We start from the raw sequence: 19,846 nt of genomic DNA, 5'->3' as shown, positions 1-19,846 counted from the left end.
GGTGATTTTTGTACCATGCTGATAACGTTAAGCACTCTTCTCAACTTGAAGGTGTTCATAGCTATCAACGAATCGACGAAACTTGTGTTCACCACAAGTATACGCCGAGTATTTCGCTGGAGTTTCACCGGACACGCAAGTTGCCACAGGCTCCACCACAGCATCGAAGTCCATATCCATGAAGAATGGATATGAATATCGCTCTTTACCACTGGTGTTAATCACGCGATGGTAAGTAGAGATGTAGCGATCATTGGTGTACGTTTGCACCAAGTCGCCAATGTTTACGATAAAGCTGCCCTCGATCGGTGGGGCACTTATCCACTGCCCCTCACGATTCTTTACTTGTAAGCCGCCGACAGAATCCTGCGATAGAATGGTTAAAAAGCCGTAATCAGTATGCTCACCGATACCAATTTTTTCACGAGATATTGCACCCGTTTGCGGTGGATAGTGCAAAATACGCTGAATAGAGATGGGCTTTTGCTGCATTTTGTAGAAGTAGTCAAATGGTAATCCAAGGCTTAAAGCAATGGCTCCGATTAATTTATTCGCTAGTTTAAGCATTTCAGCATGGTAAGCTTCCATCGTTTCTTTAAAGCCTGGCAATGACGATTCTGGCATCAGGTTTGGCCCAAAAAATGGTGATACATGCTCTTCATGAGCGGCGTAGTCAAAACATTCTTTAAAATCCTGAGTAAACTCTGGATCAACATTTTCACCAAACATCGGAATATAACCACGTAACGTTTCGCCACTGTTTTCTATGCTAAGTTTCTGTTTTTCCTCTAACGGCAGTGCAAAAAATTTTTCGGTATAGTCTTGAACTTTGGTCATTAATTCTGCGCTAACGCCATGATTAACGATGTATAAAAAACCCAAATGTTCGCATACGTCGCCAATTTTCTTTGCAACAGCTTCTGGATCGGTACCGTTTATTAGGCGACTGATATCAATGACTGGAATGCTCTCAACATCGGTATCTTCAGCATTTAAATAGCTATGAATCTCGATTGACATATACTCTCTCCTGTTATGCTTTTGTTAGAGTTAGAGCACTATTATGGGAATTTCATGTCATCGGCTGATATTAGAAAAACGAATATAACTAACAATTTCTAACACCTTTCAATATTACTTATAATCTAAAATGGGAGTGGTAACTTACTGGTTCGACCACCATCTACAACGATTATTTGGCCTGTTATGAATTTTGATGCGTCGGATGCCAAAAAAGCCACCATTTCACCAATATCGCTCGGTTCTCCAGTCCTACCAATGGGATGTAGCCTTAATAAGTCTTCTCGGGCTTGAGCAGGATTCTTTTGGGCACCAATGTATTGATCACTTAGATCGGTATTAATCCAGCCTGGGGCAATGGCATTACAGCGAATACCGTCTTTGCCTAAATCCACTGCCAACGCTTTGGTAAAGCCATGCACGCCTGATTTTGTAGCGCAATAGGCTATGTGATGTGGGTTTGCTGCCAATCCTTCTATAGAACCTATATTAATAATACTCGCAGCCCCTTTTGCTCGAAGCAGTGGCAGCAAGGCTTTGGTGATAAAAACAGGCGCACGCATATTAACTGTCATCATGCGGTCCCAATCCGCTTCGATCATTTCGTCTAAAGACAGCTCAAACATAAAGCCAGCGTTGTTAACCAGTATGTCCACTGTATTAACCTGCTCTGGTATGGCTTTTACAATCTGCTGCGGTGCGTGAACATCGGCTAGATCGGCTTGGCACCAGTGCACCCTATTATTGTGACTGAGCGTACTGTCTAAACTCTGGCGTTGTACAATCATGACCGTAGCGCCTGCCTCTAATAAAGCAAGCGTAATACCTCTTCCTATACCTCTTCCGCCACCGGTTACGATGGCAAATTTATTCGTTAACATAAGATTGCCTTCAATTTTTTGTATTTAAAAAGGGTTAAAGATCTTGAGTCAATACGCGCTTACGAAAGGCTGAAGGATGATCACCATACTTTTTACGGAAACATTGCCCCATATAACTGTGCGAAGAAAATCCGCAGGCATTAGCGACTTCTGAAAGAGGTAAACTGGTTTCTTCAACTAACTTTAATACACGCTGTAGGCGAATATTTAAGTAGTATTTATTAGGCGTCACTTTTAAATGCTTTTTGAATAACTGTTCTAAATGTCGTACGGAGCTACCAATCATTTCACTTAAGCGCTCTATGCTATAAGGCTCTTCAATGTTAGCTTCCATTATTTCAACGGCCGCACCCAGCATAGGCGCCTTAAGTCGAAGCTTTAGGTACTGATTGCTTTTGTTTATTTCTGCCAGTGTGCGTATACGGTCACTTTGGAAGCGCAAGGAAATTTGCTCAGTAAGCTCAGTACCATTATCCATGCCAATTAAATACATCATCAGATCAAGCGCAGTGGTACCACCACGACAGGTAAAGATCTGCTCTGACACGGTATACAAGCTTTCTTGCAGCGTCACTTTTGGATACAGCTCACGGAAAATGTCTTCTTGCTCTGCTGTGACCGTACACGCAGTTTTTGCGAGCAATCCTGCTTTGGCAAAAATAAAACTGCCACTAGATAAGGATGCGAGTTTTTTTCCAGATCTATAATGTTTTTTTAATAAAAAATTAAGTGCGTCATTATAATATCGAGAAGCACCTTGATAAGCACATAAACAAATAATATCGGCTGATTCAAATTCAGATATGTGTTTTGTCGTTTGAATTGGGATGTTATTTGAACTAATTACCGACATTTTTTTTGGGTTATCTGAACCACTGTAAACTGTACAATGATAAATATCTTTTTCAGACAGTAAGTTGGCGACACTAAATGCTTCAACCGTCAGCGAAAATGATGTTAAAGCGAAGCCAGGTAACAGGATAATTGCAATACTTTTTGACAAGCAATGCCTCATTAATAAATCTAAATGTTAAAAAGGCCAGAAAGCTCTGGCCTTTTTTGTAGTGATATAAAATTAGTTAGAAGCTTGACGAGCGATATCTAGCCAACCATTAAATTCAGCTTGGTGCTCTGAAATCCATTCTTGTGCATGGCGCTTAATATCTTTTTGAGAATTCTCTCCGTTTCGCATTTTCAGATTTTGCGCACTTTCATCATCTGAGCTAATTTGAACCTGTGACAATAGCGCCATGGCTGAGGGATTTTCTAAGCCGAAGTCTCTATTCACTACAGACATAACCTCGTCCACAGCAAAGCCTAAGTTTTGGTCTTTATATGTCGTGATAACATCGTTATCACCTCCTGGAAGGTCTGTATATGGCACCTCTAACCAAACCACATCTTCATTCACTTTCAATACCCCTGCGATCCATTGAGGTACCCAAGTGAAGTACAACACTGGCTTGCCATCTTGGTAACGGGCTATGGTATCGGCCATTAAGGCAAAGTATGAACCGCGGTTGTGAGTGACCCAATCGCCTAAGCCATAAGCTTCGATATGATGATCAATCACTAACTCGCAGCCCCACCCTGGGTTACAACCTGTAAGATCTGCTTTTCCATCATCGTTACTGTCAAACAGCTTAGCAATTTCAGGCTTTTTAAGATCTTCTAAAGAGGTAATACCGTATTGGTCAGCTGTTTTTTTATCTATTTGATAGCCTTGCAAAACGCCTGGCATAATACTGCCCACTTTTAGCATGGTGTCATCACCACCCGCTTTCTCATAAAAGGTATCGTGCAGTTTATCCCACAAATGTACTGTAAAGTCGGCGTCACCATAGCTAAGTGCAAGAAGCATGGTTGCGTATTCTGATTCTTTTGGCTCTTCCACCTCATAACCTAGCGCTTCTAGGCCAGCCATGGCAATTTCACCACGAAAACGCTCCTCAGCAATTGATGGGAAAATTGGTGTGACTTCCACACCCTCACCAGGCATATCATTCGCCAATGCAGAAGAGCAAATTGTTGCAACCGCTGCTGCTGTTAACGTCGCTTTAAACGTGCCATTTTTTAGAAAATTCGTAACAGTGTTCATAGAGTTTCCTTTTGCTTGATTATGCTTATTCTTGAGTTGCTTTTTTAGGTTGTGGTTTAACTACTTGCTGCTTTGCTGCATTAGCTCCAAACAGAGAAACAACAAAGCCAATCGGGCCAACTTGGAACCAACGAACAGCACCACTGGCGTTCGAACGTTCACCCATTGCTTGGGTTAAGCGATCTAGGAAAATAGCCAATAGGACTAGACCCAAACCACCTACAGTTGCCAACCCCATATCTAGACGTCCAATACCGCGTAATACCATTTGCCCCAAACCTTCAACTGAGATCATTGATGCAATGACTACCATTGAAAGAGACAACATCAGCGTTTGGTTTACACCAGCCATAATCGTGGGCGTTGCGAGTGGTAATTGAACTTTGACTAGCATCTGTTGCGGGGTACAACCGAACGCTCGTGCAGCTTCAATTTTATCGGCAGGAATCTGTCGAATGCCTAGGTTGGTCAAACGAACCAATGGTGGCAAAGCAAAGATAATGGTCACCAATACACCTGGTACGTTACCAATACCAAATAACATAACGACAGGAACTAGATATACAAAGGCAGGTAAAGTTTGCATCGCATCCAATACAGGACGAATCGTTTTCTCCATTCGATCGTAGCGAGCACTCAAAATGCCGAGAGGTACACCAATCACAACACAGAAAAACAGCGAGGTAATAACAAGAGACAACGTGACCATGGACTGCTCCCACACCCCTATCAACCCTAGTAAGGTTAAAGTGATCGCGCAGAAAACCCCCATTCGAGCACCTGCTACTTGCCAACCAAACAGAACAGATAAGATGATGCCAATTAGTGGTGGGATGGCACTAAGAACACCTTCTACTAAGTCCAGAATCTGATCAATTGGCCAACGTGCGGCACGAAATACATCACGAAAATTCTGAACTAAATAATTCAACATAGCTTCAACCCATTCTCCAACAGGAATAGTGAGTTGTTGAAACGGATCTAAAAAACTTACATCAATCATAATTTGTGCCTTTTGTGTTCGTTCTCTTTTTTATTAATTATTCGCAAGGAGTGATAAAACATACTCTTTCGACAAAGTGCCTTGATAACCGCCCTTGTCATCCAATACTGGGACGGGGTATGGCGATTCGGATACAATTGAAATGGATTCTTTAAGAGAGGTTGAACCATTAACGCTAAACTGAGGCGTGATTCGATTAGCCATCAAACTCTCAAGGGATAAGTCACCGTTGACAGTACTTGGCGCAACGCCGACAAACTTATTGTTGCTATCCAGTAAGTAGACAAACTCATTTGGATTATTAGAGAAATCGATAGTTTGATGTTGGTTAACCGCAACAGTGAGAGCACTCGTCTGCGCAATGTCTTTTACTTTGATGGTCTTGGTGGTGTCGACGCCTTTGAAGAAAGAAGCTACATAGTCATCGGCAGGGTTGTTCATAATTTCTTCAGGCGTGCCAATTTGGACAATGCGCCCTCCTTCCATGATGGCAATACGATCGCCAATACGAATTGCCTCATCTAAGTCATGAGAAATGAATACAATTGTACGCTCTTGCTCTTTTTGTAGTCGGATCAATTCACCTTGCATCTCATAGCGGATCAGAGGATCTAACGCTGAAAATGCTTCATCCATAAGTAAAATCGTGGGATCATTGGCCAATGCGCGCGCTAATCCAACACGCTGCTGCATACCACCTGACAATTGATCAGGACGACTGTAGGCATAGCTGCCAAGGCCAACTTGTTCTAACGCTTCAATGGCTCTTTCATGGCGAGTCTTCTTATCAACACCAGAAATTTCCAGACCAAATGCCGCATTATCAATCACCGACATATGTGGCATTAATGCAAATGACTGAAACACCATGCTCATATCGTTTCTGCGAACATTTAGTAAATCTTTATCTGCTAAATTGGTAATGGTCTGACCTTTTAATTTGATTGATCCTGAGCTGGGCTCAATCAAGCGGTTTAATAAACGTACGAGGGTCGATTTCCCGGAACCGGACAATCCCATAATGACAAATATTTCGCCTCGTTTTACTGAAAAACTGGCGTCAAACACTCCCACATTTTGGCCAGTTTCACTTAACACTTGCTCTTTAGAAGCGCCGTTACGTAACATTTCCATTGCTTTGTCTGGAGCGCTACCAAACACTTTAAATACGTTATTCACCTCAAGAATTTCTTGCGTGTTACTCATATGTTCCTCTTTGTACTCATAATCAGTTACCAATGGCATTGAGCTTTTTGAATTATTATTTTGGTCAAAAAGTGACTAACTCTAAGTTAAGAATTTTGCGATGAAGCGTCCAATCACATATTTTCGGCGTCATTGATAACTGCAGGTAATTAATCGAATAGATGATGCTATTTCGCCTATCAAATGGCACAAGAAAGAAACCAAAAAGAATATAACTGTATGATTTTTATATTTTTTATTATCTGAATTTGCGACTTTTTGGAAGTATATATTTTAAGGTGACCTTAAAAATCAGGCACTATTATTGAGCTTAAATAGCTGTTTTTTCAGATGAAGGGATTAATTTCATTAAGAATGTGCGCTCTTTTCTTAAAACTTTATAAAAGAGAAAATGAACAGAGGGTATAAGTAAGGATCGGAATAAATAGCATCAAAAAAAACGGCTACCGAATGGTAGCCGTTTCTAGGTAAATTATTCACCAGTGATAGGAATTGAAACATCCGATAAAGTTGTCGAAACAGTATTAATAAGCCAACTTCGTAACTTAGTAAAAGCTTCGTTGTTTTCCATTTTTTCTTGATAAGTAAGGTAGTGACATTTTTCTTTGTATACGATCTGCTTTTCACCAACCGCAATGAGCTTTCCTTCTTGCACTAAACGACCGACTAAGTGATGCCAACCTAAACAAACACCTTGGCCAGATATCGCAAGCTGAACTAGCATACTGTAATCATTGGCATTAAAAATATGCGCTTGCTTTGCAAGATCGATCTCCATGCCGAGTGTTCTAAGCCATACATCCCAGTCAACATGCTCGGCAACTTGCGAACGACCGTAAGGCGTTAAGTTCAGCAGATCAGCTTCTCTCAACCCTTTCATTTTATTGATCTCAGGATGCTTCTCTAAATAATCAGGAGAACACACTGGATAGACGATATCATGGAAAATTGGAATGGAATGGTAACCATCTCGCGGGTCGTTAATCTTACTAATAAACAGGTCTGGTGCAACGCCTGGATCCCCAGAACTGGCGTTGAGCAAGTTGCTGGTGGAAATCACACTGACATGGATATCTGGATTTTCCGTTAAGAACTCTCCCAAATATTGAGATAGCCAAAAAGCTGAAAATGCGGGTGTACAACAAATACTCAGTTCTTGTTTTAATTGTTGTGTATTTTGAATACGCTGTGCAGCTTGAGCGATATTGACGAAGGAAAGATACGCTGCATCATAAAACATAGTGCCCGCTTCCGTCAGCTCCACTGTTCTTCCTGAGCGTCTAAATAACTCTACACCTAACGCGGATTCCAATTCCCTAATTTGTCGGCTGATGGCAGCTTGGGTAACACACAACGCCTCTGCTGCACGTGTGAAATTCTGATACTTCGCCGCAGCCACAAATGATTTTACCGCTCGTAATGAGGGCATTTTTAAAAGAATTTGATCCGGTTCAATATGGTTTGCCATTAAGATTCCTTGTAGGCAACAAACTCATACTAGCGCAGCCTGAATTTGTTAACCCATAAAGCAGTATAGGAAGCTAAATACCTGATAATGCAGATATTATATGAGTACTTTGAGAATAGCAAAAGCCGCCCACCTAAACAATACAAGCTTATACTCAAGCGACTTAATACCGAGACAGCAACATTGTTGAGGAAAGCGAATAAATTTTAGCGAAACTGATGCTGCCCCTCGGGAAGTTGGTAACAGGAGACAATCTTACCGACTCAAGGCAACTACGATTATTACCAACCATGAACCAGCTTTCCTTCGCCGATACCGAATTTACCAGCAAACGCCGCAAAACTCGTAAAGAACTCTTCCTTAGTCGAGTGGATGAATTGATTCCTTGGCAGCAGCTTGAAGCCCAAATTGAACCCTTCTATCCAAAAGTAGGTAACGGTCGTTGTCCATATCCTTTGTCTACCATGTTGCGTATTCATTATATGCGGAACTGGTACAACATGGGGGATCCAGCCATGGAGGATGCGCTTTACGAGTTTACCTCTATGCGACTGTTTGCTGGGTTATCCTTAGAAGGCGCGATACCTGATCACACAACCATCATAAACTTCAGGCATTTACTGCAAAGATGGCACCATCGTTGACGCAACTATTATCGAAGCCGCTAGCTCAACCAAAAATGAAGCAAAATCACGTGACTCGGAAATGCATCAAACCAAGAAAGGAAATCAATGATTCTTTCGGTTGAATGCACATATTGGAGTCGATGCTAAACGTGGCTTGGAGCACAGTTTCAGTACCACTTCTGCCAATGAACATGGCCTAAACCAAATCACTGAGCTCATGAATGGCGATGAGACGTTTGTCTCTACCGACTCAGGCTACCGTGGCGCAGAAAAATTTGAGGAAACCAAAGATAAGAAGTTGGACTGTTTGATTGCAGAGATGTCAAGCAAAGTATGGGAATGGAAGAAGCATCCCCGTATTAATAAAAAGCTCATCAATACTGAGTACATTAAAGCAACCATCAGAGTAAAAGTAGAGCACCCGTTTAGAATACTCAAGTGCCAGTTTTGCTTCCGAAAAGCTGTCTATAAAGGTCCATCAAAAGATGATAAGATCAACCGTGATTTAGTGTTAGTTAGCTGAATTGAGAACACTTTCCTTAAGACTTAAAACCAGTTCATAAAAATCAGCTTTCTAATTAAGCCTCGATAATAACTTTAAACCAAGGTCAGAAACAAGAAAAAAGCAAAGAAAATAAACGTATTTTTTTACAAAAGCAATAAAATTAAAAAGCTAAAAAAAACAACTCATCATAACGTAAAGCGAATAAATTATTATTAATTATAACATTAGTAGGCTTTTCCCAATAATAATTAAGGCTGAAAAAACCGATAAAGAAATGATAATTTTTTTACTCGGCGAGATCACGACAAATAACCTATACCTTGATAGTAAAAAACCTATCAAAACACCTGGCAACATTTTCACACTGAGTACAAAGGCTTGCTGACTAAGCTCTCCTGCCAAAACTAACAAGAAAATAGAAGTAGGTGTTCCAATTAAGAAAAAGGTAATCAAAGCCTTACGCGTGTTAACAGGCGTTTCATTTTGATAAATAAGCGCCATAATTGGCCCACCGATAGAAGTGATAGTGCCAGAAAATCCTGAAAAAAAACCGGCTAAAAACAGGTTTCTAGCGTTTAAAGAAATGGAAAATTTAATAAAAGCAAGTAGCGAAGCAAACAAAAGGCTCACCCCTATAGCCAGACCAAGTAGCCATTGTGGCAGATAAACAAGGATAACAACACCGAACCAAGAGCCGGGAAAGCGAGCAGCGAGAGCGGGTAAAACTAATTTAAGGGATAAGCTTTGCTTTTCGCTGAAGAACAATAAAAGAGACAAGATAAAGCCTAAAATTAAAATAGGGCCAGGCATGTAGTTTTCATTGATGATGAAGAGTAGAGGCGCGCTTAAAAGCGCAAAACCTATCCCTATCCTTGCCTGAACAATAATCCCCAAGATCACAATCGTCAGTGATAGAAGGTCTATAGCACAATAAGCAAAAACAGAAAAAGGGAGCACTTAATTCCCTTTTCTGTTGTTGCTAGACAGACTAAGCTTAATTTGCACCAGCACCCTGTCTTGACTGTTCAGAGTTCTCTACCAAAACAGCGGCGCCGATTTGATTGATCTCTTGCCAAAGTTTTTCATCAATTTCGATGCCATTATCTATGGTCTTTTCTTTCTCTTTAGTAATTTCTTTCGCACTCATATGGAATCGAGTTTGATGATCATTAGAGTTTTGCAAAGAAGAGGTTAAATCAACTCGAGAACTACAAATAATGGTCAAAGCCTGTTTGTCCTGTTCATTGCTCTCAAGGTTCGTTACAGCTTGGCTAAAAGAAGGATAGCGAGCACCCGCATTTATCGCTGCCGTATATTCAGTTACCACATCCGCCCCATTGCGCCAGTAAGCCACCACACTTATACCACGGCGACCGCAGTCAGTAAGTGCTTTTAATATAAACTTACGGTTATGACAGTTATGTACACTGATAGTCGCAATACCACATTCAAGCGCTTTTGCATGAGCTAGATCAACCGCTGAAGCAATACAGTTCAGCGCGCTACGACCATGACTATCAATAATAGCAGACGTACTGTCTTCATAAATTACGGTACTCATATCCTTATTCCTATCTTCTTTAATATAAGGCAAAGTTCTTTGTAGCTCTTGCAGCCCATTTAAGCCATGCTTTTCTAACCATAGGATCATGTTGGCAGCATCTTCATAGTTACCAACAAAATAGTTGGCCGCTTCAAAGCAACGTCGTAATGCCGCTTTCAACTCATTCATAGAAACATGCATTAGACATTCTCCTCCGCTTTCGGCGCCAATGGCATAAACCAATCATCACTAAAACTTGCCCCAATATCTTCTAACAAAGGCGCTCCTTGAAACATAGTGTTTCGCACCCATAGTTTGGATTTAGGATCAAATTTGCTCACTCCAAAGAAGGCAAGTTTAGCTCTTAACAAATGCATAGGAAGTACATTTTTATCAAGCAAGTTGGCCTGAATATCACCGTAAACACAGCGATTCATGCTTTGAATACGTCTAACAATACCTCTCAGTTTTGGCTTAGTAACCATAAAACGAGCGGTTGAATGTTCTGGGAACTCATTAATATATTCGCACAGCTGGTCATAGCATTTACGTACGGCATAACCCACACCTAATGCCATTTGTTTGTCTTTCCCTTTTTCTGTCGCAGCTTGACCTAATCTCGGCTCCATCTTCTCTTCTGATCTGTACCAGAAAATGTCTCTAGAACCACTTTCACTAAAGTCTATTTTCAATGCCCATGCATAACGGGTTTCAATCACCTGCTTAAGTGTTTGCAACGGCATAACAGGATCTAGATCTAAAAACTCTTCAGAACCATGATAGCCCTCTAAGTCGTCAACCAACTCAGGGTGAAGCTCTAGTAACAAAGAAACTAGAAGCTCTTGCCCTTGCAGAGAGCAAGCCTCTTCACTCCAGACAATCAAGCTATTCCAACTGTCTACACCAAGATCAAGACGTGCTTTTAACTGCTCAAGATCAGCCATAACAGCAATATTATTGTTTGTTTGCCATTCGTCTTCCGTTTCTGTTTCCGCCATATGACTCTGTACACGGCTGATTAAACTCTCGAGTTTCACTTTTGCACTCTCGTCATATAGCCCAAGCAGCCTAACTCTTGCCAGAGCAAGCTCTCGCATCTCAACCCATTGGTTAATTAACAGAGGGTGGTTCATGAGGTAAGGTGCCATACCTAAACCCGTTGAGTTACCAATCCCAAAGTAACGCTTAATTTTGGGATTCATTGGCTTATAGGTCGCTGGAGTACGTTTTTCAGCAATATGTTCAGCTTGGAACAAACTAAAATTTCTCAACATAAAGCACACGAACATCTCTGCTGAGAAAGGTCGTGCAAAATCAGGCCAGCGAGTTGATACTTTCTCCCAATCCGCCATACCTAATTTACCACTACCGTAAACTGCTGTTGTTCGATATAGATAACCCACTTTAGCTATCTTGCTAATGTCTGGCTGTCCGCCGTTTGCTAGTTGATCAACAACGTATTCGAAGTTACGGGCACTGCGGTTAGCGCGGGATAAGACAAAGACACGCGAGTCAACTCGCCCCGCTTCTTGTTTAGGGACGTTTTGGCGTAAACCTTCAACGTAAACCTCATCAACTTTACCAGCCACGAGTGCCATTGTAAGATCCCACTTTGAAGCGATTACCCGATCATTTCGCTCATTTGGAGACAGATAATCGGAAAAGATAACAAAGCTAAACAGATCATGAGGTGTTTGAATTTCATAAATAGCTGTACCATAACCTTCGTTATTCAAAGACATAGTAGTCATATTTATCTGCCAACGCTCACGCATCACATGGCGAACCAAGATGCGCATAAAGCTTAAGCGGCTTTGGTGCATAGCACCTAATCGCTCCAAATCCATTACCTGATCGATAGGCCGGAGTGGCAACGCATTATTTCCTCTTAACGAGGATTCAATCGCGGCGGGCGTGGTCATGGCAAACACTCTCTTATTTTAGTAATTGAAAATTATCTTCCTAGTGAATTTCATGTTTCACTTGATGGTCTTATCATTGATCATGCGCCCTCTCCCATCAAATCAAAAAGCCATATCATTAGATAAGCCCTTCTAATCAAAACACTTGGAATCATTAATTTTACTAGCTTTTATCCTTACATAAAAAAATGAGCTCTTTTCAATTCTTTGATCATTATCAATAAAAACCAGCCTATTAACGCTTTGCTTTGCTCAGAATAAAGTCAACGAGCGCACTTGCAGCTGGTGATAAAGATTTATTATTAAGCTGCACTAAACCAATTTTGCGCACTACAACAGGCGTATCCAAAGGAATGAAACACAAAGTTGAGCTCTCTTTAGGAAAGGCATACTTAGGTAGGGTTGTGATCCCTACGCCAGCTTCAAGCATGGCAATTAAAGAGATCATATTAGAAATATAAAATTGGGAACGGCCAAGTAACGGGCTCGCCTCGCTATCCTCTAGCAAGCGCGACGTACCATTACTAATAAATCGATGGTCTAACAAAGTTTTCCAATGAATTCCTTTAAATTTAGCTAAAGGATGATCTTTAGGGCAAACAACCCCTATCTGATCTTCCCAGATAGCCTCAAAGGTTTTATCCGAATGTTCCTCTTCATGGAATAAGCTGGCAATACCAAAATCTACCTGCTGGTTTTCAACCATTTTAAGGACAGCATCAGAGTTATCATCAAAGAAACTAACGTTTAGCTCCGTCGCATCCGCAACAAACTCAAGCAGTAATTCGGGTAAGACCTGACTTGCTATAGAAGGAACAGACGCTAATCGGATATGACCTGCTTTATGATCAGCCATCAACATCATGTCTTGTGCAATACGGTCATGATGAGCAATAAGTTCCTTCGCCTTAGGTAAAAATAATTCTCCAAAGGGTGTCAACTCAGCCTTGGCCGATTTTGTTTTACGCTTTTCAAACACAGACTCCCCAAGTTTACTTTCCAAATCTTTTATAGATAAGGAAATCGCAGGCTGCGTTCTATGAGCCCGTTCAGCCGCCACATGAAAGCCCTTAAGCTCAGCAACCCAAACAAAGTGACGTAGCTGAGTAATTTTAAGTTCCGGCATCATAATAAAATTACCTTATCGTTTAATATTAATTATTAATTTTTATTATTAAAACATGGCAATTAATATGATGCCAATACCACATAGGAGTAGATCATGTCCGATTCAGTTTTTCGTAATTACATCGCCGGCGAATGGGTTGATGGAAACAAAAATAATATAGATAACATTAGTCCAGCTGACACCAAAGATAACATTGGTAAATATGCTCAAGCAGATAAAGCGCAAACACTTGCAGCAATCGAAGCAGCTAAATTAGGTCAAGCTGAATGGGAGAAAAGCGGTCTAGAGCAAAGATACTCTGTCTTGATGGCTATTGGTGATGAGCTAATTGCACGTAAAGATGAGCTAGGTGAACTACTTGCCCGAGAAGAAGGTAAAACACTGGCAGAAGGCGCTGGCGAAACTTACCGCTCAGGTCAATTCTTCCACTATTATGCCGCTGAAGTACTTCGTCAAATGGGCGAAACCACTGATTCAGTTCGTCCTGGCGTTGAAATTGAAACCCGCCGTGAGCCTGTTGGTGTTGTGGGTATCATCACACCTTGGAACTTCCCAACGGCAACGGGTGCTTGGAAAATTGCACCCGCACTTGCATACGGTAACTCAGTTGTTTGGAAGCCCGCTAATCAGGTACCAGCAAGTGCTTGGGCTCTGACAGAAATTATTTCTCGTCAAGGTCTCCCTGCAGGCACAGTAAATCTAGTAATGGGTCCTGGTGCTGAAGTGGGTGATACGCTTATACACTCAAAAGAAATCAACGCACTTACCTTCACTGGCTCCTTAGAAACTGGCCGTAAAGTCGCAGTTGCAACTGCAGTTAACCTGATCAAATGTCAGCTAGAAATGGGCAGTAAAAATGCGCTAATCGTTCTAGACGATGCAGACATTGATAACGCGGTTGAATGCGCTGTTGGTGGCGCTTTCGGTGGTACAGGTCAAAAATGTACGGCTTCTTCACGCCTAATTGTTACAGAAGGCATCCACGACGAGTTCGTTGCCAAAATGACTGAGCGCATGAAAAAACTGGTTGTTGGTCACCCTCTTAAAGAAGGTGTTCACATTGGTGCGGTTGCTGATGCACGTCAAATGGAACAAAACCTATCTTATCTTGAGCTTGCTAAGAAAGAAGGCGGCGAATTGGCATACGGTGGTGAGGTGCTAACAGAAGAAGCAGATGGTTATTACATGCAACCCGCACTGTTCACTAACACGACAAACCAGATGACAATCAACCGCGAAGAAGCGTTCGCACCGATTGCGTGCATTATCAAAGTTGCTGATTACTCAGAAGCACTGAAAACACTGAACGATACAAACTTCGGTCTAGTCGGTGGTATTTGTACGACCTCTTTGAAATACGCTAACGACTTCAAGCGAAATGCTAAAACAGGTTGCGCCATGATCAACTTGCCAACAGCCGGAACAGATTACCATGTGCCATTTGGCGGACGAAAAGATTCAAGCTTTGGTCCACGAGAGCAAGGAACTTATGCGAAAGAGTTCTACACCGTAGTAAAAACTACCTATATGCGCACATAACAAGAGGTGAACCATGCATCAGGATCTTATCGTCATAGATGGTTTGCAATACTCAAATTGGAACAGAAACATCTTCTTACAGCTAAAAGAAGGTGGTGTCACCATGGTACATGCGACCATTGTTTACCATGAACAAATCCGCGAAACACTATTGCGTATTGGTGAATGGAATACTCATTTTGAGCGTAACCCTGACCTAATTATGCCGGTTCGCTGTGCTGATGATATTCGAATCGCCAAACAAACAGGCCGTGTCGGCATCATGTTTGGCGCTCAGAATTGCTCACCGATTGAAGACGACATTGCCATGATCGAGATAATGCGCGAGCTGAACCTTATGATCATGCAACTGACTTATAACAACCAAAGCCTGCTGGCTTGCGGTTGTTATGAATCAGTCGATAGCGGGGTTACCCGTTTTGGTAAACAAGCCATCAAGGAAATGAACCGTGTTGGCATGATAGTCGACATGAGCCATAGCGGCGAGCGCAGCACACTTGATGCAATAGAAATATCAGAGCGACCCATTGTGATCTCTCACGCTAATCCACTGAGTTTTCATGAAGCAAAACGCAACAAATCTGACTCATTACTTAAAAACCTTGCTGAATCAGGCGGTTTATTAGGTTTCAGTTTATATCCATTCCACCTTAAGAATGGATCGAACTGCCGCCTTGATGAGTTCTGCGACATGATAGCCAATACAGCGGATTTAATGGGCATAGACAATATTGGTATAGGGACAGACTTATGCCAGCAGCAGCCGCTTTCTATTCTTGAATGGATGCGAAATGGCCGTTGGTCAAAAACAAAGGATTACGGCGAAGGGTCTAAATCCAATGCGGAGTGGCCTGAACCACTCACTTGGTTTAAGGATAGTCGAGACTTCCCAAATCTCACCAAAGGCCTGCTTGATCGAGGCTTTAATCAAACTGAGGTAGCAAAAATAATGGGCCAAAACTGGTTACGATTCTTCGACGAAGGATTGACACCACAGAACCTATCAAAAGATAACCTAAGTTAACGGATATAGCCGTTAGCGCCGGATACCCCCAATAAATATAAAAAATAAATATCCTTTAGGAGACTACCATGAGTAGAGTTTCTCAAGACGGCATACAGCCAAATCAACCGAGTAAGGGCACTGGTTTATTAGCAGGAGTAGATCTACCTGTGTTTTTCATCAGTGGTGGTGGTTTAGCGCTTTTCGTCATTGCCGCCCTTTATGACATCAATATGGTTTCATCTTGGGTAAATACAGCATTTGCGACATCGACCGAATTCTTTGGTGCCTATTGGCAAGTACTCTTATTATTAACTTTTATCATTGGCTTGTTCCTAGCCATTGGCCGTTCTGGTGCAGTCGTACTTGGTGGTATCAAGAATCCTGAAATTTCCACCTTTAAGTGGATTTCAATCATAATGTGTACCCTGTTAGCAGGCGGCGGTGTATTCTGGGCAGCAGCAGAGCCTATGGCTCATTTCACTTCTGCACCACCATTATTTGGTGAAGCAGAAGGGGCGCAAGCGGCATATAACGCATTAGCACAAAGTTTTATGCACTGGGGCTTTCTTGCATGGGCAATCTTGGGTAGCTTAACCGGTATCGTTTTCATGTACCTACACTATGAAAAAGGTCTACCACTTAAGCCAAGAACGCTGCTTTACCCTGTGTTTGGTGACAAGGTTATGATTGGGCCATTCGGTGCGATCGTTGATGCAAGTTGTGTACTTGCTGTTGTAGCCGGTACTGTTGGCCCAATCGGCTTCCTAGGTCTACAGGTTAGCTTTGGTTTAGAAAAACTATTTGGTATTCCTGATACCTACACAACTCAGCTTGTTATCCTACTTTCCTTGATAGGTATTTATACGCTTTCAGCGGTCAGTGGTGTGACTAAAGGCATCCAAGTTTTGAGCCGTGCCAATGTCATCCTTGCTGTTGTTCTGATCGCTTTCATTCTACTGTTTGGCCCAACTGCTTTCATTATTGATAGCTACCTTCATTCTTTTGGTATCTACCTTGATCAGTTCATCCCTATGGCAACATTCCGTGCTAGTCCAGGTTGGTTAGACTGGTGGACAGTATTCTTCTGGGGCTGGTTCTTAGGTTACGGTCCACTTATGGCCATGTTTGTCGCACGTATTTCACGTGGTCGTACCATTCGTCAAATGGTGTTATTGATCTCTGTGGTCGCACCTATCATCACAACATTCTGGTTCACAATCGTTGGTGGTAGTGGTTTAGCGTTTGAAATCGCAAATCCAGGTGTCATCTCTGAACCTTTCACAGGTTTCAACCTACCAGCAGCACTACTAGCTATCACAGAACAATTACCCATGGGCTTCATGATCTCTGTCTTGTTCCTGATTTTGACGACTATCTTTGTCGCAACAACAGGTGACTCAATGACCTATGCCGTATCTATGGTTATGACAGGAACAGACCATCCACAAAGTTCTATCCGTGTGTTTTGGGGCATCATGATGGGGGTTGTCGCAGCACTGCTGATTTCGATCGGTTCTGGCGGTATCTCTGCCTTGCAATCTTTCATCGTGATCACTGCGGTACCCGTTTCTTTGGTACTACTACCGTCACTTTGGACTGCACCAAAAATTGCGAAGAAGATGGCAGATGAGCAAGGTTTATAACCTAGTGCAACAGCCATAAACTCTTTGCTGGAACCTGTGGGTAAGGCAATAGCAAGGGCAGCAATAAATTGAAGGGAGCCTCGGCTCCCTTTCTAGGTGCACACTCTGCAGTTTTCAGAGTTCACTCTTGATAGAAAACACATAGGACAGACCAATACTATGACTCAGCCAATCAAAACCCCAGTTAAAACAGACCTTTTCGCATCCAAAGCACCACTTGAATGGGCAGTCATTGCTAACGGGCAACTATCGACAGCTCAAATTCCAATTGATCAAGAAGGTAAAGTCGTTGAGGGCGGAATAGAAGCCCAAGCACGCCAAACAATGGATAACTTGAAGCATACGATAGAAGCAGCTGAATTGACGATGAACCATGTCACTCAAGTACTTATCTATGTTACAGATAGATCTCAACTTCCAGTATTTAATAAGGTTTACGCTGAATACTTTTCTGCACCTTACCCTAACCGCGCAGCCATGATAGTTGCAGGCTTAGCAAGAGAAGAAATGTTATGTGAAGTGGTTGCCTATGCAATCGTACCCTCACAAGACTAAGGAATATGCGATTAAGTCGGTAACATGAGACAATCACGCCGACTTAAGACAACTACTATTTCAGCCAACCATGAATCAACTCTCCTTCGCCGATACCGAATTTGCCAGCAAACGCCGCAAAACTCGCAAAGAACCCTTTCTTGGTCGAATGGATGAATTGATTCCTTGGCAGCAGCTTGAAGCCCAAATTGAACCCTTCTATCCAAAAGCAGGTAACGGTCGTCGCCCATATCCTTTGTCTACTGTGTTGCGTATTCATTTTATGCAGAACTGGTACAACATGGGAGACCCAGCCATGGAGGGCGCGCTTTACGAAATTACCTCTATGCGGCTGTTTGCTGGGTTATCCTTAGAAGGTACGATACCTGATCACACCACTATTATGAATTTCAGGCACTTACTGGAGAAGCATAAGCTTGGACGAAAGCTATTTAAAGAAGTCCACAAATGGCTATCAGACTCAGGTATTTACTTCAAAGAAGGCACCATCGTTGACGCGACTATTATTGAGGCGGCTAGTTCAACCAAAAATAAAGCCAAATCACGTGATCCAGAAATGCATCAAACCAAGAAAGGAAATCAATGGTTCTTCGGGCTTAAAGCGCATATTAGGGTCGATGCTAAACGTGGCTTGGTGCACAGTTTCACCACCACTTCTACCAATGAACATGACTTAAACCAAATCACTGAGCTCATGCATGGCGATGAGACGTTTGTCTCTGCCGACTCAGGCTATTGTGGCGTAGAAAAACGTGAGGAAACCAAAGATAAGAAGTTGGACTGATTGATTGCGGAGGTGCCAAGCAAGTTTCGGGAATGGAAGAAACATCCCCGTATTAATAATAAGCCCATCAATACGGAGTACATAAAAGCCAGTATCAGAGCAAAAGTAGAGCATCCGTTTCGGATAGTGAAGTGCCAGTTTGGGTTCCGTAAAGCGGTCTATAAAGGATTATCCAAAAATGATAATAAGCTCGCGGTGTTGTTTGCACTGGGAAACATGCTGCGAGTGGATCAAATGATCAGGTCTGTACGGGGTTAATCCGTCTTGATGACGGTAGTTGGAGCTTTAAAGCCTCCAACTAGGGAACAAGATAGGCAAAAAACTGAGGTTTTTGGCTAATTGAAAAGCAAAGCAAATCAAGTCAGCTGTGACTTCGTGCTAATTAGCTGACTTAATCGCATATTCCTTAGAGTGCTGGAGCCATGGTGCCAATCGTATCCGGGGTATCATCTTTACTACCATAGCAAGAAAAATATGCCAGCAGTTCTTCGAGCCTTTATTGACTTCATCCGTAAAAACTCAGAATGCCAGCCCCCATCATCCTGAGCATTATTCAATCTATGTCCATAATTCGACATCAGAACAGGAAAATCTTCGATTATGCGTCTCCTTAGAAGGTGCGAAACCTAACCACATAACCATCATAAACTTCAGTCACTTGCTGGTGAAGCTTAAGCTTGGACGAACGCCATTTACTTCAAAGAAGGCGCCATCATTGAAGCCGCTAACTCGACCAAAAATAAAGCAAAATCAAGTTATCCAAAAATGCATAAAGCTAAGAAAGGAAATCAATGGTTCTTCGGGTTAAATTTTTCGACAGTTATAAAAGCCACCCTGAAGGTTAATGCTGTTCACTTAAGGATTGCATTAAGTTAAATAGCCCAAGAAAATCCGATTAAGCATTCTTAATCGGATTTT

15 protein-coding genes and 3 pseudogenes are annotated in these 19,846 nt (G+C 42.1%); 7 read left to right on the top strand and 11 right to left on the bottom strand.

All coding sequences use genetic code 11. The annotated features are described in order from the left end of the window. Nucleotides 1-27 precede the first annotated feature (27 nt). The 7 genes from AYW76_RS15490 to AYW76_RS15460 all read right to left on the bottom strand — a co-directional run bounded on the left by AYW76_RS15490 (nucleotide 28) and on the right by AYW76_RS15460 (nucleotide 7,676). Nucleotides 28-1,020: an isopenicillin N synthase family dioxygenase gene (locus tag AYW76_RS15490; protein WP_067098975.1), complete on the bottom strand. Its 993-nt coding sequence runs from the start codon at nucleotides 1,018-1,020 to the stop codon at nucleotides 28-30. Nucleotides 1,021-1,145: 125 nt separating this feature from the next. Beyond that, entirely contained in the window at nucleotides 1,146-1,901 is a 756-nt protein-coding gene (locus AYW76_RS15485) for an SDR family NAD(P)-dependent oxidoreductase (RefSeq protein ID WP_067222699.1), read from the bottom strand. 34 nt (nucleotides 1,902-1,935) lie between these two features. Beyond that, complete coding sequence (locus AYW76_RS15480; protein ID WP_231872633.1) at nucleotides 1,936-2,904, bottom strand: GlxA family transcriptional regulator; 969 nt, start codon at nucleotides 2,902-2,904, stop codon at nucleotides 1,936-1,938. 72 nt (nucleotides 2,905-2,976) lie between these two features. Beyond that, nucleotides 2,977-3,999, bottom strand: a complete 1,023-nt coding sequence (proX, locus tag AYW76_RS15475; RefSeq protein ID WP_067222695.1) for a glycine betaine/L-proline ABC transporter substrate-binding protein ProX — start codon at nucleotides 3,997-3,999, stop codon at nucleotides 2,977-2,979. 25 nt (nucleotides 4,000-4,024) lie between these two features. Continuing rightward, nucleotides 4,025-5,002, bottom strand: coding sequence for a glycine betaine/L-proline ABC transporter permease ProW (gene proW, locus AYW76_RS15470; protein ID WP_067222693.1), 978 nt, complete (start codon nucleotides 5,000-5,002; stop codon nucleotides 4,025-4,027). 33 nt (nucleotides 5,003-5,035) lie between these two features. Beyond that, nucleotides 5,036-6,208 carry a glycine betaine/L-proline ABC transporter ATP-binding protein ProV gene (gene proV, locus AYW76_RS15465; RefSeq protein WP_067222689.1) on the bottom strand — a complete coding sequence of 391 codons (1,173 nt, stop codon included), beginning with the start codon at nucleotides 6,206-6,208 and terminating at the stop codon, nucleotides 5,036-5,038. 472 nt (nucleotides 6,209-6,680) lie between these two features. Then, nucleotides 6,681-7,676: a LysR family transcriptional regulator gene (locus AYW76_RS15460; protein WP_067098962.1), complete on the bottom strand. Its 996-nt coding sequence runs from the start codon at nucleotides 7,674-7,676 to the stop codon at nucleotides 6,681-6,683. A 290-nt stretch (nucleotides 7,677-7,966) separates the two neighbouring features. Between AYW76_RS15460 and AYW76_RS15455 the strand changes: the two are divergent. Continuing rightward, nucleotides 7,967-8,792, top strand: a pseudogene (locus AYW76_RS15455) (IS5 family transposase); the annotation flags it as partial. A gap of 231 nt (nucleotides 8,793-9,023) precedes the next feature. Here the strand turns inward: AYW76_RS15455 and AYW76_RS15450 are convergent. From AYW76_RS15450 to AYW76_RS15435, 4 genes are all read right to left on the bottom strand, one after another. After that, complete coding sequence (locus tag AYW76_RS15450; RefSeq protein ID WP_082866260.1) at nucleotides 9,024-9,764, bottom strand: TSUP family transporter; 741 nt, start codon at nucleotides 9,762-9,764, stop codon at nucleotides 9,024-9,026. 37 nt (nucleotides 9,765-9,801) lie between these two features. After that, a complete protein-coding gene (locus AYW76_RS15445; RefSeq protein ID WP_067222688.1) occupies nucleotides 9,802-10,551 on the bottom strand; it encodes a DUF3726 domain-containing protein in 750 nt (249 codons plus the stop codon). After that, nucleotides 10,551-12,272 (bottom strand): hypothetical protein, encoded by a 1,722-nt coding sequence (locus tag AYW76_RS15440; RefSeq protein ID WP_067222685.1) that lies wholly within the window; start codon nucleotides 12,270-12,272, stop codon nucleotides 10,551-10,553. Before AYW76_RS15440 ends, AYW76_RS15445 begins: the two co-directional genes overlap by 1 nt. A gap of 235 nt (nucleotides 12,273-12,507) precedes the next feature. After that, nucleotides 12,508-13,401 (bottom strand): LysR family transcriptional regulator, encoded by an 894-nt coding sequence (locus AYW76_RS15435; RefSeq protein WP_067222681.1) that lies wholly within the window; start codon nucleotides 13,399-13,401, stop codon nucleotides 12,508-12,510. A 93-nt stretch (nucleotides 13,402-13,494) separates the two neighbouring features. On the opposite strand from AYW76_RS15435, the gene AYW76_RS15430 reads away from it, so the two are divergent. The 6 genes and pseudogenes from AYW76_RS15430 to AYW76_RS19405 all read left to right on the top strand — a co-directional run. Beyond that, nucleotides 13,495-14,940, top strand: coding sequence for an aldehyde dehydrogenase family protein (locus AYW76_RS15430; protein WP_067222676.1), 1,446 nt, complete (start codon nucleotides 13,495-13,497; stop codon nucleotides 14,938-14,940). A 13-nt stretch (nucleotides 14,941-14,953) separates the two neighbouring features. Continuing rightward, complete coding sequence (locus AYW76_RS15425; protein ID WP_067222672.1) at nucleotides 14,954-15,964, top strand: dipeptidase; 1,011 nt, start codon at nucleotides 14,954-14,956, stop codon at nucleotides 15,962-15,964. Between the two features lie 68 nt (nucleotides 15,965-16,032). After that, entirely contained in the window at nucleotides 16,033-17,589 is a 1,557-nt protein-coding gene (locus AYW76_RS15420; protein ID WP_067222669.1) for a BCCT family transporter, read from the top strand. A gap of 159 nt (nucleotides 17,590-17,748) precedes the next feature. Next, nucleotides 17,749-18,144: a RidA family protein gene (locus AYW76_RS15415; protein ID WP_407943025.1), complete on the top strand. Its 396-nt coding sequence runs from the start codon at nucleotides 17,749-17,751 to the stop codon at nucleotides 18,142-18,144. 70 nt (nucleotides 18,145-18,214) lie between these two features. Beyond that, nucleotides 18,215-19,186, top strand: a pseudogene (locus AYW76_RS15410) (IS5 family transposase). Nucleotides 19,187-19,630: 444 nt separating this feature from the next. After that, nucleotides 19,631-19,735: pseudogene (locus AYW76_RS19405) on the top strand (IS5/IS1182 family transposase); the annotation flags it as partial. Nucleotides 19,736-19,846 lie beyond the last annotated feature (111 nt).

It is taken from the genome of Marinomonas gallaica, from assembly GCF_001639745.1.
GTDB classification, from domain to species: Bacteria; Pseudomonadota; Gammaproteobacteria; order Pseudomonadales; family Marinomonadaceae; genus Marinomonas; species Marinomonas gallaica.
This window is presented reverse-complemented; position numbering and strand designations above follow the sequence as displayed.

Bases quoted from the DNA above. Each gene is read 5' to 3' on its own strand.
- AYW76_RS15490 (WP_067098975.1), bottom strand. From the start codon at position 1,020: ATGTCAATCGAGATTCATAGCTATTTAAATGCTGAAGATACCGATGTT.
- AYW76_RS15485 (WP_067222699.1), bottom strand. From the start codon at position 1,901: ATGTTAACGAATAAATTTGCCATCGTAACCGGTGGCGGAAGAGGTATA.
- proX (WP_067222695.1), bottom strand. From the start codon at position 3,999: ATGAACACTGTTACGAATTTTCTAAAAAATGGCACGTTTAAAGCGACG.
- proW (WP_067222693.1), bottom strand. From the start codon at position 5,002: ATGATTGATGTAAGTTTTTTAGATCCGTTTCAACAACTCACTATTCCT.
- proV (WP_067222689.1), bottom strand. From the start codon at position 6,208: ATGAGTAACACGCAAGAAATTCTTGAGGTGAATAACGTATTTAAAGTG.
- AYW76_RS15460 (WP_067098962.1), bottom strand. From the start codon at position 7,676: ATGGCAAACCATATTGAACCGGATCAAATTCTTTTAAAAATGCCCTCA.
- AYW76_RS15445 (WP_067222688.1), bottom strand. From the start codon at position 10,551: ATGCATGTTTCTATGAATGAGTTGAAAGCGGCATTACGACGTTGCTTT.
- AYW76_RS15440 (WP_067222685.1), bottom strand. From the start codon at position 12,272: ATGACCACGCCCGCCGCGATTGAATCCTCGTTAAGAGGAAATAATGCG.
- AYW76_RS15435 (WP_067222681.1), bottom strand. From the start codon at position 13,401: ATGATGCCGGAACTTAAAATTACTCAGCTACGTCACTTTGTTTGGGTT.
- AYW76_RS15430 (WP_067222676.1), top strand. From the start codon at position 13,495: ATGTCCGATTCAGTTTTTCGTAATTACATCGCCGGCGAATGGGTTGAT.
- AYW76_RS15425 (WP_067222672.1), top strand. From the start codon at position 14,954: ATGCATCAGGATCTTATCGTCATAGATGGTTTGCAATACTCAAATTGG.
- AYW76_RS15420 (WP_067222669.1), top strand. From the start codon at position 16,033: ATGAGTAGAGTTTCTCAAGACGGCATACAGCCAAATCAACCGAGTAAG.
- AYW76_RS15415 (WP_407943025.1), top strand. From the start codon at position 17,749: ATGACTCAGCCAATCAAAACCCCAGTTAAAACAGACCTTTTCGCATCC.